The sequence below is a fragment of the Tsukamurella soli genome (genome assembly GCF_039541155.1).
GTDB classification, from domain to species: domain Bacteria; phylum Actinomycetota; class Actinomycetes; order Mycobacteriales; family Mycobacteriaceae; genus Tsukamurella; species Tsukamurella soli.
The window spans coordinates 1-17,062 of sequence record NZ_BAABFR010000063.1 but is presented as its reverse complement, the minus strand read 5'-3'; the positions used below and the strand labels follow the sequence as shown (position 1 = coordinate 17,062).

Genomic DNA, 17,062 nt, shown 5'->3' with positions numbered 1-17,062 from the left:
CATCCTCGCCATGGGAAGCCGCGGCGACGTCCAGCCGACGATCGCGATCGGGCTGGCCCTGCGCGAACGCGGACACGACGTCACGATCGCGGCCATGGGCGGTCCACTGGTGGAACTCATCCGGTCCGCGGGCCTGGACGCACACCGCCTCGCCGACCACGTGCCCGACTACGACGACGACTACAAGCAGGTGATCGACCGGCCGATCGGCCGCATGCGTGCCTACGGCCGGTTCCTCGTGCGCAACGTGGCGACGCTCTCGCGTTCCATCCAGGAGGCGTGCGCGGGCGGCGATGTGGTGCTCACGCACTCCGACGCGCTCGACTTCGCGCTGCCGATCACCCGACGCGACGACACGACCATCATCAGCTACCGGTTCTTCCCCGGCACCACCAACAGCGTCTACCCGATGACGCAGTACACCCCGGCCGGTCTGACGAGCAGCGTGCTCAACCACTCGCCGCGCATGGTCAAGCGCGCGACGTGGGCACTCGGCGACTCCATCACGTGGGCCAACGTCCGGCACGCCGTCAACTACCACCGCGTCTCGGTCGGCGAGGCGCCGTATCGGTCGCGTCGACACAAGAACATCGACGCCCGCGAGATCACGGACCTGCAGCTGTACGACGCGACCCTCACGCCCGACCTGGTTCCCGAGTTCAGCCGCAATCGGCCGATGCTCGGCTTCCTCGAGGTACCCGCGAACGCGTGGCAGGTCTCCCCGGAGCGCCGGGCCCGCGACGCCCAGCTGATGGAGTGGTTGCGGGCCGGCGAGCCCCCCGTCTACTGGGGCTTCGGCAGCATGCGGATCGCTGAGCCCGACCGGTTGGCGCAGATGTTCGCGCAGGTGTGCGCCGAGCGCGGCCAGCGCGGCCTGATCGTCTCCGGGTGGAGCGAGCTGCATCATGCCGACCTCGGCGACCACGTGCGGATCGTCGACGAGATAGTGCACGCCGATGTCCTACCCCTGTGCTCCGCCGCCGTGCACCACGGGGGCGCGGGCACCACCGCGGCATCGCTGCGCGCGGGCCTGCCGATGCTGATCTGCCCCGTCCTCGCCGACCAGCCGTTCTGGGGCAAGCGGGTGGCCGAGCTGGGCGTCGGCGCCACCATCCAGATGCGCCGTCTCACGTCGGCACGGCTGCACGCCGCGCTCGACACCCTGCAGGATCCGGCGACTCGGCGGCGCGCGCAGCGCATCGCCACGCTCATCGATCTCGGCGACATCCCGGCGCGGCGCGCGGCCCAGATCATCGAGTCCATCGCGGAGGACGACGGCGTCGACATCGGCAATCAGGGCGGGACCGTCGTCCAGGGACGGTTCGGGTCGGGCGGCCGCCACGCCACCCGGCTCGAGTCGGCGGCCGAGGTCTGACGCCGTGACCCGCACCCCCTCCCCGTACGGCCTCGTGTCCCGGCTCCCCGAGCTCCTCCATCTGGGACCCGACACCGACGCGGACGTGCTCGCGCCGCTCGACCAGGCCGCCGCAGCGGCCACGCTGGCCACCGGCCGCAACTCCCTGATCCAGATCACCTGGATCTACGACGGCGGTGTCGACCGCGACCGCGTCGAGGCCTTCCGCACCGCGCTCGGCAACGGGCTGCTCGGCCGGCGCGCCGCCCCGTCACCGCTGCCGTTCGGACCGTTCCGGTGGGTCCGCGCCGCCCCGCCGCCGCTGGCGGTCGCGCCGACCCAGTGCCGCGCAGACATCGACGACTGGTTCGAGGAACGCCGGCTCACCCCGGTCGACCCGTTCGGCGGGCCCGGATGGCACCTCGCGCTCGCGCCGCTGGACGACGGTGGCGTCGCCCTCACCCTGGTCGCCTCGCACGTGCTCGCCGACGGTGTCGGGGTGGCCGTCGCCGCCGCGGAGGCCGCACTGGGCATGACCCGCGAGCTGCGATACCCGCTGGCGCCGGCCGGCCTCGTGCACGGCGCGCTCGAGGATTCCCGGGCCACCGCCCGGTCCCTCCCTGCCGCGGCTCGCGGCATCCGCGAAGTCGTCGCGATGGCCCGCGGGAAGGACTCCGGCGCCGCGAGCGCACCCGGTGGGCGACCTGCCCGCGACGCGAGCGACGTGACCGGCCCAGAGTTCTCCGTGATGCCCTACCTCGACCGCGCCGCCACCGTGGCGCGTGCCGCGGAGCTCGGCGGCAAGGAGTCGCAGCTGATGTTCGTGCTCGCCGCGCGGATCGCGAAGGGGCTCGGCTGGGTGCGGCCGTCCGACGGCAAGGCGATACTCGGCATGTCGGTGGCCCGCCGCGGCGCCGACGATCTGCGGGCCAACGCCATCGTCGACGTGGAGCTGGAGCTGGACCCCGACACCGAGGATCTTCCGGCGGTGCGCGCCGCCGTCAAACTGGCCCTCGAAGGGGTACCTGCGGCCGAGAAGCGGTTTGCGACGCTCAGCCCGCTGGCGCCCCTGCTGCCGCGCCGAGCCGTGGTCGGCCTGGTCGAGAGCCCGCCCGATCTCTCGCACCCGATCACGACGACCGCGGGGGTGGGGGTGCTGCCCGCGCCGGTGCGCTCCCCCGTCGGCACCCCCGCGGACCGGACCAGCTTCCGGCTGCGGTACGCGGATCTGCCCGGCCACACGCCGGTCGCGCGCGCGGCGTTCCTCTACGTCGGCTGGACAGGCACCGAGGAGGAGACCGCGGTGGGCATCACCACCAACCTGGCCGCAGCCACCCAGCTCGGGCTCGCCACCGTCGTCGAGCAGGCATGCCGGTCGCTGGGGATCGAGCCCAGCGCGATCTCCGTGCCCGCCGGCGACGGTCCGGACCGCGTGTAGCGGAGCGTCGCATCTGCAGTGACGGATACACGTATCTGAGCTGTATCCGAGCGCGCCAGGTCCCCTGCCCGCGTCCCCGAACGCCGGGTCCTTCACCCACGGTGGTCGAGGAGAGGCCGGTCGCTTACCGACGATGTAGCCACGTACGCGGTGCCCGGCGTCGACGCGCAGGCTTCGACGGAGGTGAGTACGGGATCACCGAGCTCGGTCACACCACCTACGAGGCCCCCGCACGGACGGCTACGAAGCGGTGGCGATGCGGCGCCGGCGGAGACCGAGCCCGCCGGATGACCAGGTGGATGGCGGCAACGGCGGTCGCGGCCGCGGACCTCGGCGACATCGGGCCGGTCGACGTCCTGCACTACAACGAGGTCTACATCGCCAACGGATGGGCGGTGGAGGCGTTCGACAACGGGACCCGGTTCACGAACAACGACAGCAGCCGGATGTTCTGGGTCGGTGTCACCGACGCCGACACCCTCGGCCGTGGCCGACCGGTCCCACCTCCGGAGAATGCACGATTACGAGCACCCACGCCGCACCCCGCCGGTCGGCTCACGACCCGACCGGCGGGATAGGCTGTGACGGTGGCAACCGACCTCGACACCAGCCCCGAGCTCGCGGGTTACGCACACCCCGAGCGCCTCGTCACAGCCGATTGGCTCAGCGCCCACCTCGGCACACCGGGGCTGCGGGTGGTGGAGTCCGACGAGGACGTCCTGCTGTACGACATCGGGCATATCCCGACGGCTCAGAAGATCGACTGGCACCTGCACCTCAACGACCCGGTGACCCGCGACTACATCGACGGCGCCGCGTTCGCACAGCTGATGAGCACCAAAGGCATCAGCCGCGACGACACCGTGGTCATCTACGGCGACAAGTCCAACTGGTGGGCCGCCTACGCGCTGTGGGTGTTCACCCTGTTCGGCCACCCCGACGTCCGCCTGCTCGACGGCGGCCGCGACAAGTGGATCAGCGACGGCCGCGACGTCTCCCTGGATCAGCCCGAGTACCCGCCCACCGACTACCCCGTGGTCGAGCGGGACGACTCGGTGATCCGCGCGTACGCGGCGGAGGTCCGCGCGCAGCTTGGCAGCCAGCAGCTCGTCGACGTGCGCTCCCCGCAGGAGTACACCGGCGAGCGCACCCACATGCCGGACTACCCGGAGGAGGGCGCGCTGCGCGGCGGCCACATCCCCACCGCCGTGTCCATCCCGTGGGCCAGGGCCGCGGCCCCGGACGGCAGGTTCCTGCGCCGCGCCGACCTCGACGAGGTGTACGGCGGCCTCGACCCGGCGCAGCCGGTCACCGCGTACTGCCGCATCGGCGAGCGCTCCAGCCACACCTGGTTCGTGCTGACGCATCTGCTGGGGTTCCCCGACGTCCGCAACTACGACGGCTCCTGGACCGAGTGGGGCAACACCGTGCGCGCCCCCATCGCGCGCGGAGACGAGCCTGGCTCCGCGCCGGCCGCAGGATGACGGGCGGCACCCCAGCCGGCACCGCCCCCGGGCTGCCCGAGGCGCTCGCCGAGATCGTGGACGACTTCGCGGCGGTCGGAGAATCCGACCGCGTCACGATGCTGGTCGAGTTCGCCGGGGAGCTGCCGCCGCTGCCGCCGGAGCTCGAGACGGCGGCGATGGAGCCGGTGCCGGAATGTCAGTCGCCGCTGTTCCTCGACGTGGACGCCACCGACCGCGCCCGCGTCCGGCTGTACTTCAGCGCGCCGCCCGAGGCCCCCACCACGCGCGGGTTCGCCGCGATCCTCGCGGCGGGCCTCGACGGGTGCTCCGCAGCCGAGATCCTCGCGGTGCCGGACGACTTCTATCATGCGCTGCGCCTCGACACCGTCGTCAGCCCGCTGCGGCTGCGCGGCATGTCCGCGATGCTCGCCCGGATCAAGCGCCGGCTCGCCTCCCCGGCGAACGCCGAACCGCCGGCCGCCCCACCCTCAGGCCCCTAGCCGCCATGCAGTTCACGGAGCTGAGCGCCTACCCGCTGCGCCCCGGGACGCTGGGCCAGTGGGTGCCGACCGCCCAGCGCGACTTCGACCGCTGGAACGACGACCCGCGCGGCACATCGCCCGTCCACGAGGCGCACCTGCGCGGCGCGTTGGACTCGCTCGCCCGGCGACGCATCGTCGGCGGGCGCGAGTCGTGGCTCGCCGTCGGCATCGAATTCGACGAGCCGCTGTCGATCCCCGGCCTGCGCGAGGCGCTCGCGGCGTTCATCGACCGCCACGAGGTGTTCCGCACGCACGTCATCCTCGCGGACGGGCCCGACGGTGCCGGGCGCCCCGTCCGCCGCAGCCTGCCGCCCGACGGTGTCGAGCTGGATCTGCGCATGATCGGGACCTACCACAGCACGGGGCCGCTCTACGACCAGCTGCAGGGCGAGTTCGACCGGGCTACCGCGCCGCTCACGTGGCCGGCGTACCTGTTCGCCACCGTCGCCCGGCCGGAGTCGTTCACACTGTTCTTCGCCGCCGACCACTCGCTGGTCGACGGCTACTCGCTGGTCCTGGCACCGCACGAGCTGACCTCGCTGTACCGCAAGGCCACCAAGGGCTCACCTGCGCGGCTGATCCCCACCGGCAGCTACGTGGACTTCTCGGCGGCCGAGCGCGCCGCCGCCGACCTCGCCGGGCCCGATCACCCGGCGGCGCAGCGATGGCGCGCGCATCTGGCCGAGAACGACTGGCAGATGGCGTCGTTCCCGATGACGCTGCTGCCGCCGTCCCCGACGCAGCTGGCGGCCGAGACACGGGCCGCGCTGACCCACGACGCGGAGGGCGTGCCCCGGATCCCGCAGGGCGCGCTCAACTTCCACCTGCTCGACGACGATCGCACCAACAGGTTCACCCTGGTGTGCTCGGAGGCCGGCGCGACGCTCGTGTCGGGGGTGCTCGCCTGTATGTCGCGGATCAACACCGACCTGGGCGGCGGCCCCGTGTTCCGCTGCGTGATCCCCCGGCACACGCGCGACGCCGAGCAGTGGCTGGCCGCGATGGGCTGGTTCGTGGGCATCGCACCGTTCCGGCTGGACACGACAGGGGCCCGCAACTTCCGCGAGCTGGCGCGTCGCGCACAGACGGAGTGGAAGAGTTCGAAGGTGGGCACCGCTCTCCCGTTCCTGCGGATCGGCGAGCTGCTCGGCCGCACACCGACGCCGCGTTTCGTCGTCTCGTTCATGGACACGCGGTCGGCGCCCGGCGCCGTGTACAACGATGCGGGCGGAGCGTCGGTCCTGCGGTCACGGGACTACTCGATCGAGGACGTGTACCTGTGGATCAACCGGACCCCGTCCGGCCTGCACGTGGCCGCGCGGTTCCCCGGCTTCGAGACGGCGCGCCGCACCGTCCGGCTGTACCTCGGTGCCCTGCGGTCGATGCTCACGGAGATCGGCGACTCGAGCGCCTACCAGTCGGCGGACGACGCGTGAGCCCGGGCGCACGGCTCGGGGTGGCACGCGGCCCGCTCGCTACGCTCCCGGCGCCGGCGGCATGCGGCCCGCTCGCTACGCTCCCGGCGCCGGTGGCATGCGGCCCGCTCGCTACGCTCCCGGCGCCGGCGGGACGGGTCTGCCGAATCCGTCCCACAGCCGTGTGCCTAGACTCCGAAGCGAGAGCGCATTCGACGCGGCGACCGGCCGGCGGCGAGAACTGGGTGCTGATCAGCGCCCGCGGCACTGCACAGGTAGGAGTAGATGAGTGGCAGCCCACGCCAGTAACCAGATCAGCAAGGTGCTCGTAGCGAACCGCGGCGAGATCGCGGTCCGCGTGATCCGCGCGGCCCGCGACGCGGGATACCCCAGCGTGGCGGTCTACGCCGAGCCGGACGCCGACGCGCAGTTCGTCAAGCTGGCCGACGAGGCGTTCGCGCTGGGTGGGCAGACCTCCGCCGAGTCCTACCTGGTTTTCGACAAGATCCTCGACGCGGCACGCAAGTCCGGCGCGGACGCGATCCACCCCGGCTACGGGTTCCTCTCCGAGAACGCCGATTTCGCGCAGGCCGTCATCGACGCGGGCATCACCTGGATCGGCCCCTCGCCGGCGTCGATCCGCGATCTCGGCGACAAGGTCACCGCCCGGCACATCGCCGAGCGGGCGGACGCCCCGATGGCGCCCGGCACCAAGGACCCGGTGAAGGACGCCGACGAGGTCGTCGCGTTCGCGAAGGAGTACGGCGTACCCGTCGCGATCAAGGCCGCATTCGGCGGCGGCGGCCGCGGCATGAAGGTCGCGTACACGATCGAGGAGATCCCCGAGCTGTTCGAGTCGGCGACCCGCGAGGCCGTGTCCGCATTCGGCCGCGGCGAGTGCTTCGTCGAGCGCTACCTGGACAAGGCCCGCCACGTCGAGGCCCAGGTGATCGCCGACCAGCACGGCAACGTCGTCGTCGCGGGCACCCGCGACTGCTCGCTGCAGCGCCGCTTCCAGAAGCTCGTCGAGGAGGCCCCCGCGCCGTTCCTGACCGACGAGCAGCGCACCAGGATCCACGAGTCCGCGAAGGCCATCTGCCGCGAGGCGGGCTACTACGGTGCCGGCACCGTCGAGTTCCTGGTCGCGTCCGACGGACTGGTCTCGTTCCTCGAGGTCAACACCCGCCTGCAGGTCGAGCACCCCGTCACCGAGGAGACCGCCGGCATCGACCTGGTCCGCCAGCAGTTCCGGATCGCCCAGGGCGAGAAGCTCACGATCACCGAGGATCCCACCCCCCGCGGGCACAGCTTCGAGTTCCGGATCAACGGCGAGGACGCGGGCCGCGGTTTCCTGCCCGCTCCCGGCCCGATCACCGTGTACAAGGAGCCGTCCGGCCCGGGCGTGCGCGTCGACTCCGGCGTCGTCGCCGGGGATGTGATCGGCGGTCAGTTCGACTCGATGCTGGCCAAGCTGATCGTGACCGGTGAGACCCGTGAGCAGGCGCTCGAGCGCTCCCGCCGGGCGCTGGCCGAGTTCGAGGTCGAGGGCCTGGCCACCGTCCTGCCGTTCCACCGGCACATCGTCTCCAACCCCGCGTTCGTCGGCGGGGTCCGCGAGGACGGCACCGAGGGCTTCGACATCTACACCAAGTGGATCGAGACCGATTGGGAGAACCCGATCGAGCCGTACACCGGCGGCCAGCCGATCGACGAGGACGACTCGCTACCCCGGCAGAACGTGGTCGTGGTCGTCGACGGACGCCGCGTCGAGGTGTCGCTGCCCGGCGAGCTCAACCTGGCCGGTGGCGGCGGCTCGGCGAACGGCGCCGTGCGCCGCAAGCCCAAGCCGCGCAAGCGCAACCGCGGTTCCGAGGTGGCCGCGACCGGCGACTCCGTGACCGCGCCTATGCAGGGAACCGTCGTCAAGGTGGCCGTCGAGGAGGGCCAGGAGGTCTCCGCCGGCGACCTCGTGGTCGTGCTCGAGGCCATGAAGATGGAGAATCCCGTCGCCGCCCACAAGGACGGCGTGATTACCGGCCTCGCCGTCGAGGCGGGCGCCGCGGTCACGCAGGGCACCGTCCTGCTCGAGATCAAGTAACCGGCATGGAACCGATCGGGCTCAACGTGGGCGGGTACTACCTGACCGCGATCGAGCCCGATCGGTGGCTCGCGGACGAGTCCTACAGCTGGGCCGTCCGCGAGGCCACCACGGGTGACTCGATCGGCACCGTCACGCTCACCCCCGACGGTGCCGTCACCTCCACACCCGCCACCGCCGGCCCGGAACCACACAGCCCGCAATCGCACAGCCCGGATTCCAAGGGCCTCGCCGCCGCCGTCGCCGCGGTGCACCGCTTCGCCGCCGCCCGCTGACCTGTGCACCCTTCCGTCGCCGCAGGTCCGCCCCTCTCAACATGTGCACCCTTCCGTCGGCGCAGGTCACCGCGTCATAGCCGCGACGGCCCGGATCGCGTGAATCAATCACCCCACGTGGTGCGCGCGCTCCCCCTGTGGCCCATAGATCCCCAGGTATTCGACCGGTCTGCCGTCGGCGCAGCCGAACCAGTGCGGCAAACGCGTATCGAACTCGATCACCTCGCCCGGCTTGATCACCAGTTCCCGCTCCCCCAGGATCAGCCGCAGCCGCCCGTCCAGCACGTACACCCAGTGGTATCCGGGGTGCGAGCGCGGGTCGGGCACCTCGCCGGAGCGTGGCGCCAGGATCTCCTTGAACGCGCGCAACCCGCCGGCGCGCCGGGTGAGCGGGACCACCGTACGGTCGCCGTGCCGGATCGGCTTCAGGCGCACGCGCGGGTCGCCCACATCGGGCGCATCGACGAGTTCGTCGAGCGGCAGGCCGTACGCGCGCGCAAGCGGTAGCAGCAGCTCGAGCGTGGGCTTGCGAGTACCGCCCTCGAGCCGCGACAGGGTGCTGACGGAGATTCCCGTGGCCTCCGCCACCGTGGTCAGTGTGACGTCCCGCTCCTGCCGGATCGCCCGCAGCCGCGGCCCCACGTTCGCCAGGATCTGTTCGTCCATGCCCGCCACATTGCCATATCGGCAATCATCATTGCCATAACGGCGTCACGGAGGCCACCGTGGAGGCATGACCACACCACCCCATGAGATCACCGTCGACGCCGCCGTGATCGGTGGCGGCGCAGCCGGACTCGCCGGCGCCACCACACTCGCGCGGGCCCGGCTGTCCGTCACCGTCGTCGACGGCGGCGCACCCCGAAACGCCCCCGCCCGCGGCGTCCACTCCTTCCTCACCCGTGACGGCATGCCGCCTGCCGACCTGATCCGCGTCGGTCACGAGCAGCTCGCGGCGTACGGCGCGCAGATCCTCGACGACGCGGCCGTGCGCACCGCCCGCGACGGCGACGATATTCTCGTCACGCTCGCGTCCGGCACCGTCGTGCGGGCGAGGCGCCTGCTCGTGGCCTCGGGCGTGATCGACCGACTCCCCGATGTCCCCGGCCTACGCGAGCACTGGGGCACCGGCGTGGTGCACTGCCCGTTCTGCCATGGCTGGGAGGTGCGCGAGCAGCCCATCGCGATCCTGGCGACCGACGGTGCGCTCGCAGCGCACGCGGGTCGACTGTGGCGGCGATGGACGGACGACGTCACCGTCGTCATGCACGACGCGGACGTGCTCAGCCCGGAGCAGCGCGTGACCCTCGAGGCAGCCGGGGCACAGATCGTCGCCGGGCCCGCGCTCGCGATCGAGTCCGACGGTGACGGCGTGTCCGGCGTGCGCACCCCCGCCGGGATCGTCTCGTGCACGGCAGTCGTGACGCCGACGTTCACCGAGGCAAGCGTCGAATTCCTCGCCGGTCTCGGCCTCACCCCCGAGCCGTTCGAGGCGATGGGGACGGTGATGGGCACGTACCTGCCGACGGGACCGGCCGGGGCGACGACGGTGCCGGGCATCTGGGCCGCCGGCAACGTCGCCGACCTCGCCGCACAGGTGATCAACGCCGCCGCAGCTGGGAATCAGGCTGCAGCCGCCATGGTGTTCAGCTTCGCGGGCTAGAATCGGACCGCAGTCCGGAACCGCCGGAAGTCATCGGAAGGAAACACACGTGAAGATCGGCATCATCATCGGATCGGTACGCGACGGACGCAACGGCGAAGCCGTGGCGCAGTGGGTCTACAAGGCGGCCGAGGAGCGCACCGACGCCGAGTTCGACATCGTGGACCTCAAGTCGTTCAACGTTCCGATCCTCACCTCGGCGACCATCCCCGGAGCCGCGAACAAGCACTACGACGACCCCGCGGTGGCCGCCTGGAGCAAGGCGATCGACGAGCAGGACGGCTTCGTCTTCGTCACCCCCGAGTACAACCACGGGGTCCCCGGTGCCCTGAAGAACGCCTTCGACTCCCTCGGCGCCGAGTGGGCCGGCAAGGCGGTCGCGTTCGTCTCGTACGGCGCCGACGGTGGCATCCGCGCGGTCGAGCAGTGGCGTCAGATCGTGGCGAACTTCCATATGGTCGACGTCCGCAGCCAGGTCGCACTGAGCCTGTTCACCGACTTCGGCCCCGAGGGTCTCGCGCCGATCGAGCGCCGCGCTGGCGAACTCACCGGCCTGCTCGACAACCTGGTCGACGCCACCACCAAGGTTCGCGCCTGAGGACTGTCCGAACCTCGGTGAGATAGCCGTAGATCCACATCGCACGCCCTCATGGGCGCTATCTCACCGAGGTTCGGGCCCGGGCACGGCGCGCAGCGCCTCCCGCAGCGGGCGGTCGAGCAGGCGCAGGATCAGCGCTGCCGTCGGGAACAGCACGACACCGATGAACGGGCCCAGGAGCACCACGGTGTCGATCGGGAGGTTGAGCGCCATCAGCAGCCCCACCGTGGAGCCGGTGACGCCCGTGCCCGCGCACACGAAACTCATCCCACGGATCCGCCCCCGGAAGTCATCGGTGTCGGTCATGCACCGCTGCCACGCCTCGTCGCTCACCTTGTAGAGAGTCGCGTACAGCGGTTGCAGCACCGAGGCGACCAGCGGGCTGCGGGTGAAGGCGGTGACCAGGAAGCACGCCGCGGCGAAGTAACCGTCGACGGACTGCGCCGCGAGCACGATCCGCGGATCCCTCGCGACGAGTGACGGGATCAGCGACACCGCCAACACGGCTGTCGCGAAGAGGCCGAGCTGTTCGACCTTCCTCGTGGCGAGCATGCGCCACAGGGCGATCACCAGGCCCACCACCACCCCCGCGACGACGCCGGAGAGCTGCGTCCAGCCCGCCAGCCTGGTGAGCGCGAAGTACAGCGGCATGGGCAGTAAGGCGCCGAGGATTGCCGGCGGTGGCGTGGTGAGTACCCGCGCGAGCCCGCCGGCGCCGGATCTGTCGGTCACGGACGGACCCGTTCCGCCTCCGCACGATCGAGGGGGTCCCGCAGGGCGAAGTCGCCGGCAGCGCCTACCCTACGGAGGTACACCAGCCGCGCCGCGTGAAAGGCGATGCTCACGGGCAGCCCTGCATACAGCAGAGCGGACTTCCTCCATCTGCGATGCAACCGGTAGGTACGAGGCATCCACGCGGCGTAGGCGGCATAGCGAGCGACCCCGTTGTAGAAGCGACGACCCGACACCTCCACAACGACGGAACGCAACAGCGCGCACGAACCGCCGGTGTCTATGACACACAGCGCCATATCGATGTCGTCGAAGATATCGCGTCGCATATTCACCAACGACCGGATGCGTAACCATGCGGACCGCCGCATCGCCATACTGCAGCCCAATGCATAGTCGATCGACTGCGGCCGGTCGCGGTACTTGTTGAACGGGTCGTCCCACCTGTTCAGGGCCGCCTGGAATCGTCGACCCGGCATCCGGAACTCCACAGGAGTGGACACGAGATCGAATTCCGCCCCTACATCACCCTCGAGGAATCCGGCGAGCGCTCCAGCCCAGCCGGGCCCGACCACCGAATCTGCGTCGACCCTTGCGATGATGTCGCAGCGCGCCTGGTCGAAGCCGGTACTCCGCGCGAATGCCGCGCCCTGTCGAGACTCGGCGATCAAGACGACCCGCGGATCGGCCGCCACGAGCCGCCTCACAATCTCCGCGGTCTTATCGGCCGAATTGTTATCCACAACAATGATTTCCCGGACACACTCGCCTTGCCCGAGGAGTCGAAGAATGCAGTCTTCGATACAGTCCTCTTCGTTATACGCCGGAACTACAACCGACACCCCACCCATTTCCACGAGATACGAGAATAACACCGCACCGCCGTGGGGACCGTCCGGTCAGGGCCAGGTGATCGTCCCGTTCTGGAACCGCTGGCTGAATCCCGTCGCCGTCTTCTGCTCGTCGGCGACCGGGTAGCCGTAGGTGCCGGCCTCGCGCTTGGCCTCGCTCCATTTCACGAGGATCTGGCCCCACACGGGATAAGCGCCGGTCAGCGGCGACCAATAGACGACACCGCCCTGAAACGTGCTGTACGCGGCGGTCACCGCGCCCGTCGAGTTCTTCGCCTGCACCTCGTTGCTGGTGGGGTAGCCGAGCACACCCTTGGCCCCGCCGTGCCTCTTCCACGTCGAGCGGATGGCGCCGCCCACCTCGTGCGCGGTGCCACCGTCCGCGTTCGGACTCCAGTAGAACGCGACATCCTTGGCGAAGTCCTGGTATCGGCCACCGTTCGCGGCGGCCTTCTCAGGCCCCGTCGGGCCGCCCCACACGCGCCGCCCGCCGGACGCGAAGTACGCAGCCTCGATCCGCCCCTCGACCACGTACTTCCCTACCGTCTGGTCCGCGTGGGCGACGGCGACCACGCCGCCACTCAGTCCGATCACGATCGCGGCGGCGGCCACGCCCAACTGCATGATCCGACGGATGCTTGACGACGCCATGGCTGGGGCCTCTCCTCGACGCGATTGAACTCATACGCATCATGAGTCACATCAGCAACACAAGCAACAACCCGCCCGGCGTGTCTCGGCATGGGATGCAACCCTCGCTGCGCCCGAACCTGTCGGTACCGATGGGACAGGCTGCGGCCTCCGCTCGTCCCTCGCTGCGCCCGAACCTGTCGGCACCATCCGGCATCATGGGCCCATGCCCGGACTCGACTCGTTCACCACCGCCACGCGGGAGTGGTTCGCCGAGTCCTTCGCCGCGCCCACCGCAGCCCAGGACGGGGCGTGGCAGTCCATCGCCGCGGGCCACAACACGCTGGTCGTGGCACCCACCGGCTCGGGTAAGACGCTCTCGGCGTTCCTCTGGGCCCTCGACCGGTTGGCAGACCGCCCACCACCGGAACATCGGCACACATCCGTCCTGTACATCTCGCCGCTCAAGGCTCTCGCGGTCGACGTGGAACGCAACCTGCGCGCCCCGCTCGCCGGCATCGCACGGGTCCGTGAGCGCCGTGGTGATCCGGCGCCGACGGTCACTGTCGGCGTCCGGTCCGGCGACACACCGGCCCAGCAGCGCCGCACCCTGATCCGCAGGCCGCCGGACATCCTCATCACCACGCCCGAGTCGCTCTTCCTCATGCTCACGTCGTCGGCCCGCGAGACGCTCACGCGCGTCACCACGGTGATCGTCGACGAGGTGCACGCCGTCGCCGGCACCAAACGCGGTACCCACCTCGCGCTGTCGCTCGAACGCCTCGACCTGCTGCTGGCGGAGCCCGCTCAGCGGATCGGGCTGTCCGCCACCGTCGAACCCGCCGAGGCCGTGACCGAGTTCCTGGGCGGACCGCGCCCTGCACGGATCGTCCGCCCGCCGTCGGAGAAGACGTTCGACCTCACCGTGTCGGTGCCCGTCCCCGACATGACGGCCCTCGACACGATAGGCGGCGCCGACGACCCCGATCCGGTTCCCCTGCAGCCCGGCTCGCTGTGGCCGCATGTGGAGGCCGCGGTCGTCGCGCTGATCGAGAAGCACCGCTCCACGATCGTGTTCACCAACTCGCGACGCCTTGCCGAGCGACTCACTGCCCGCATCAACGAGATCCACGCCGAGCTCCTGGTTCCCGCCGCCCTCAACCCGGCGGTCCCCGGCGGGGCCCCGGCGTTCGTCATGGGCAGCGGCCAGACCAATGGCGCGCACCCGGTGCTCGCGCGGGCGCACCACGGCTCGGTCAGCAAGGAACAGCGCGCGCTGATCGAGGACGACCTCAAGTCCGGTCGGCTGCGCTGCGTGGTCGCCACCTCCAGCCTCGAGCTCGGCATCGACATGGGCGCGGTCGATCTGGTGATCCAGGTCGAATCGCCCCCGTCCGTCGCCAGCGGCCTGCAACGCGTCGGCCGCGCCGGGCACCAGGTCGGCGAGCCCAGCCGCGGCGTCTTCTTCCCCAAGCACCGCACCGATCTGTTGCACTGCGCCGTGACCGTCGAGCGCATGCGCGCAGGCGCCATCGAGCGACTCACCGTGCCCCGCAACGCCCTGGACGTCCTCGCGCAGCAGACGGTCGCGGCGGCCGCGATGGACGAGCTCGACGTCGACGAGTGGCTCGCGGTGGTCCGGCGCGCGGCCCCGTACTCGACCCTGCCCGAGTCGGCCTACACCGCGACCCTCGACCTGGTCTCGGGGCGCTATCCCTCCGACGAGTTCGGCGAGCTGCGGCCGCGCGTGGTGTGGGACCGCGAGGCGGGCACCCTGGTCGGCCGTCCAGGCGCGGCGCGGCTCGCGGTCACATCCGGCGGCGCGATCCCGGACCGCGGTCTGTTCGGGGTGTTCATGGTGGGCGAGAGGGCTTCCCGGGTCGGCGAACTCGACGAGGAGATGGTCTACGAGTCGCGCGTGGGCGACGTGTTCGCGCTGGGCGCCACCAGCTGGCGCATCGAGGAGATCACCCACGACCGGGTGCTGGTCTCGCCGGCGTTCGGCCAGCCGGGGCGACTGCCGTTCTGGATCGGCGACACCGTCGGGCGCCCGGCCGAACTGGGCCGCGCGCTGGGCAGGTTCACCCGCGACTACGCGGCCGCCGGGCCCGCAGCGCGCGAGGCACGCGGCGCCTCGATCGGCCTCGACGCCTACGCGCGGGACAATCTGGCGCGGCTGCTCGACGACCAGGCGACCGCCACCGGTGTGCTGCCCACCGACACGACCCTGGTGGTCGAGCGGTTCCGCGACGAACTGGGCGACTGGCGCGTCGTGCTGCACTCACCGCTCGGCATGCCGGTGCACGCGCCGTGGGCGCTCGCGGTCGGGGCGCGGCTGAGCGAGCGCCTCGGGCTCTCGGGCGCCGCGACGGCCACCGACGACGGCATCATCGTCCGGCTCCCGGACACCGACGATGCGCCGCCCGGCGCCGAGCTGTTCCGGTTCGAACCCGACGAGCTCGAACAGCTGGTCACCGACGCGGTAGGCGCGAGTGCGTTGTTCGCCAGCCGGTTCCGCGAGTGCGCGGCGCGGGCGCTGCTGCTGCCGCGGCGGGAACCGGGTCGCCGCGCCCCGCTGTGGCAGCAGCGCCAGCGCGCATCGCAACTGCTCGAGGTCGCGCGCCGCTACCCCGACTTCCCCATCGTGCTCGAGGCCGTCCGCGAGTGCCTGCAGGACGTCTACGACCTGCCGTCGCTCCTCGAGATCCATCGCGGCCTGCACGCCCGCACACTGCGGATCGCCGAGGTCGAGACGCCGGCACCGTCGCCGTTCGCCGCAGCGCTGCTGTTCAGCTACGTCGGCGCCTTCATGTACGAGGGCGACGCGCCGCTGGCCGAGCGCCGGTCCGCGGTCCTGTCGCTGGACACGGCGGTGCTCGCGCAGCTGCTGGGCCGTGTCGAGCTCACCGAGCTGCTGGACATCGAGGTGATCGCCGAGATCGAGGCGGGCCTGCAGCGCACCTCGCCCGATTACCGCGCCCGCACGGTCGAGCAGGTCGCCGACCTGCTGCGCGAGGTGGGCCCGCTCACGCCCGACGAGGTGGCGGCACGCACCGTCGCCGAGGCCGACGGAGGCGTCGACCCACTGCGCGCATTAGACGAATTAACCAGGTCGGGAAGAGCTTTCACGTTCCGGCTGGGCGCCACGGACGAGGACATGGTCGCCGCTGTCGAGGATGCCGGCCGGCTGCGCGACGGCCTGGGCGTACCGCTGCAGCCGGGTATCGCCGCCGCATTCACGGACCCGGTTCCAGACCCGATCGCCGACCTCGCCGCGCGGTATGCCCGCCGCCACGGTCCGTTCACCGCGCAGGCCGTCGCAGCCCGCTACGGGCTCGGGGTCTCGGTAGTCACCCGCTCGCTCGCCGCGCTCGCGGCCGACCGGCGGGTCGTCGAGGGCGAATTCCTCGCCGACCTGCCCAGCCCGCAATGGTGCGACTCGACCCAACTGCGACGTATCCGGCAGCGCAGCCTGGCGCGCCTGCGCCGGGACGTCGAGCCGGTGGACGCCCGCACCTACTCCGGATTCCTCGCCGGGTGGCATCATCTACTCAGCCCGCTGCGGGGCGTCGACGGTGTCGCCACCGTACTGGATCAGCTTGCGGGCGTGCCCCTCCCGGCGTCCGCATGGGAGACGCTGATCCTGCCCGCGCGCGTGAGCGACTACTCCCCCGCCATGCTGGACGAGCTGACCGGCTCGGGCGAGGTGCTGTGGACCGGTGCCGGGGCGATCGGCGGCCACGACGGCTGGATCGCCTTCCACCCCGCCGACCTGCCGCCCGCTCCGCTCCCCGCCGAGCCCGACCTCAGCGCCGAACACCGCACCCTGCTCGATGCCGTCTCCGGCGGCGGAGCGTTCTTCTACCGCCAGCTACCCACCGACGCCCAGTCGCCCGAGCGCCTGTGGGACCTGGTGTGGGCCGGCCTGGTCACCGGCGACACGTTCGCTCCGGTGCGCGCGCGGCTCGCCGGCGGCAGGTCACCGGCGGGCCGCGCGACC

At 71.3% G+C, this 17,062-nt stretch carries 15 protein-coding genes; 11 read left to right on the top strand and 4 right to left on the bottom strand.

Going from position 1 to position 17,062, the window contains the following annotated elements:
* The first annotated feature begins 10 nt into the window (after positions 1-10).
* The 8 genes from ABD908_RS17715 to ABD908_RS17680 all read left to right on the top strand — a co-directional run bounded on the left by ABD908_RS17715 (position 11) and on the right by ABD908_RS17680 (position 8,588).
* Entirely contained in the window at positions 11-1,375 is a 1,365-nt protein-coding gene (locus ABD908_RS17715) for a glycosyltransferase (protein ID WP_344998349.1), read from the top strand.
* Positions 1,376-1,379: 4 nt separating this feature from the next.
* Positions 1,380-2,792, top strand: a complete 1,413-nt coding sequence (locus ABD908_RS17710; RefSeq protein ID WP_344998346.1) for a hypothetical protein — start codon at positions 1,380-1,382, stop codon at positions 2,790-2,792.
* A 287-nt stretch (positions 2,793-3,079) separates the two neighbouring features.
* Positions 3,080-3,370, top strand: coding sequence for a hypothetical protein (locus ABD908_RS17705; protein WP_344998344.1), 291 nt, complete (start codon positions 3,080-3,082; stop codon positions 3,368-3,370).
* A gap of 9 nt (positions 3,371-3,379) precedes the next feature.
* The gene (locus ABD908_RS17700) at positions 3,380-4,276 is read left to right on the top strand and encodes a sulfurtransferase (protein WP_344998342.1); all 897 of its coding nucleotides are present in this window, start codon (positions 3,380-3,382) and stop codon (positions 4,274-4,276) included.
* The gene (locus ABD908_RS17695; RefSeq protein ID WP_344998340.1) at positions 4,273-4,758 is read left to right on the top strand and encodes a SufE family protein; all 486 of its coding nucleotides are present in this window, start codon (positions 4,273-4,275) and stop codon (positions 4,756-4,758) included. The genes ABD908_RS17700 and ABD908_RS17695 overlap by 4 nt, the downstream gene beginning before the upstream one ends.
* A 5-nt stretch (positions 4,759-4,763) precedes the next feature.
* Positions 4,764-6,236: a condensation domain-containing protein gene (locus tag ABD908_RS17690; protein ID WP_344998338.1), complete on the top strand. Its 1,473-nt coding sequence runs from the start codon at positions 4,764-4,766 to the stop codon at positions 6,234-6,236.
* A gap of 268 nt (positions 6,237-6,504) precedes the next feature.
* Positions 6,505-8,313 carry an acetyl/propionyl/methylcrotonyl-CoA carboxylase subunit alpha gene (locus ABD908_RS17685; protein WP_344998336.1) on the top strand — a complete coding sequence of 603 codons (1,809 nt, stop codon included), beginning with the start codon at positions 6,505-6,507 and terminating at the stop codon, positions 8,311-8,313.
* Between the two features lie 5 nt (positions 8,314-8,318).
* A complete protein-coding gene (locus ABD908_RS17680; RefSeq protein ID WP_344998334.1) occupies positions 8,319-8,588 on the top strand; it encodes a hypothetical protein in 270 nt (89 codons plus the stop codon).
* 108 nt (positions 8,589-8,696) lie between these two features.
* Here the strand turns inward: ABD908_RS17680 and ABD908_RS17675 are convergent, their stop codons facing one another.
* Positions 8,697-9,254 (bottom strand): helix-turn-helix domain-containing protein, encoded by a 558-nt coding sequence (locus ABD908_RS17675; RefSeq protein ID WP_344998332.1) that lies wholly within the window; start codon positions 9,252-9,254, stop codon positions 8,697-8,699.
* A gap of 67 nt (positions 9,255-9,321) precedes the next feature.
* Between ABD908_RS17675 and ABD908_RS17670 the strand changes: the two genes are divergently transcribed.
* Positions 9,322-10,251, top strand: coding sequence for an NAD(P)/FAD-dependent oxidoreductase (locus ABD908_RS17670; RefSeq protein ID WP_344998330.1), 930 nt, complete (start codon positions 9,322-9,324; stop codon positions 10,249-10,251).
* 49 nt (positions 10,252-10,300) lie between these two features.
* Positions 10,301-10,849, top strand: a complete 549-nt coding sequence (locus ABD908_RS17665) for an NADPH-dependent FMN reductase (protein ID WP_344998328.1) — start codon at positions 10,301-10,303, stop codon at positions 10,847-10,849.
* A 63-nt stretch (positions 10,850-10,912) separates the two neighbouring features.
* Here the strand turns inward: ABD908_RS17665 and ABD908_RS17660 are convergent, their stop codons facing one another.
* From ABD908_RS17660 to ABD908_RS17650, 3 genes are read right to left on the bottom strand one after another with little or no spacing between them, the layout of a single operon-like run.
* Positions 10,913-11,581 carry a VC0807 family protein gene (locus tag ABD908_RS17660; protein WP_344998326.1) on the bottom strand — a complete coding sequence of 223 codons (669 nt, stop codon included), beginning with the start codon at positions 11,579-11,581 and terminating at the stop codon, positions 10,913-10,915.
* Positions 11,578-12,432 carry a glycosyltransferase family 2 protein gene (locus ABD908_RS17655; RefSeq protein ID WP_344998381.1) on the bottom strand — a complete coding sequence of 285 codons (855 nt, stop codon included), beginning with the start codon at positions 12,430-12,432 and terminating at the stop codon, positions 11,578-11,580. Before ABD908_RS17655 ends, ABD908_RS17660 begins: the two co-directional genes overlap by 4 nt.
* Before the next feature lie 48 nt (positions 12,433-12,480).
* Complete coding sequence (locus ABD908_RS17650; RefSeq protein WP_344998324.1) at positions 12,481-13,083, bottom strand: LGFP repeat-containing protein; 603 nt, start codon at positions 13,081-13,083, stop codon at positions 12,481-12,483.
* A gap of 205 nt (positions 13,084-13,288) precedes the next feature.
* On the opposite strand from ABD908_RS17650, the gene ABD908_RS17645 reads away from it, so the two are divergent.
* Positions 13,289-17,062, top strand: a 3,774-nt coding sequence (locus tag ABD908_RS17645) for an ATP-dependent helicase (protein WP_344998322.1), incomplete at its 3' end; no start/stop codon positions are given.

Coding starts and splice junctions, on each gene's coding strand:
- ABD908_RS17715 (WP_344998349.1), top strand. CDS start 11: ATGGGAAGCCGCGGCGACGTCCAGCCGACGATCGCGATCGGGCTGGCC.
- ABD908_RS17650 (WP_344998324.1), bottom strand. CDS start 13,083: ATGGCGTCGTCAAGCATCCGTCGGATCATGCAGTTGGGCGTGGCCGCC.
- ABD908_RS17655 (WP_344998381.1), bottom strand. CDS start 12,432: ATGGGTGGGGTGTCGGTTGTAGTTCCGGCGTATAACGAAGAGGACTGT.
- ABD908_RS17675 (WP_344998332.1), bottom strand. CDS start 9,254: ATGGACGAACAGATCCTGGCGAACGTGGGGCCGCGGCTGCGGGCGATC.
- ABD908_RS17695 (WP_344998340.1), top strand. CDS start 4,273: ATGACGGGCGGCACCCCAGCCGGCACCGCCCCCGGGCTGCCCGAGGCG.
- ABD908_RS17670 (WP_344998330.1), top strand. CDS start 9,322: ATGACCACACCACCCCATGAGATCACCGTCGACGCCGCCGTGATCGGT.
- ABD908_RS17690 (WP_344998338.1), top strand. CDS start 4,764: ATGCAGTTCACGGAGCTGAGCGCCTACCCGCTGCGCCCCGGGACGCTG.
- ABD908_RS17680 (WP_344998334.1), top strand. CDS start 8,319: ATGGAACCGATCGGGCTCAACGTGGGCGGGTACTACCTGACCGCGATC.
- ABD908_RS17705 (WP_344998344.1), top strand. CDS start 3,080: ATGACCAGGTGGATGGCGGCAACGGCGGTCGCGGCCGCGGACCTCGGC.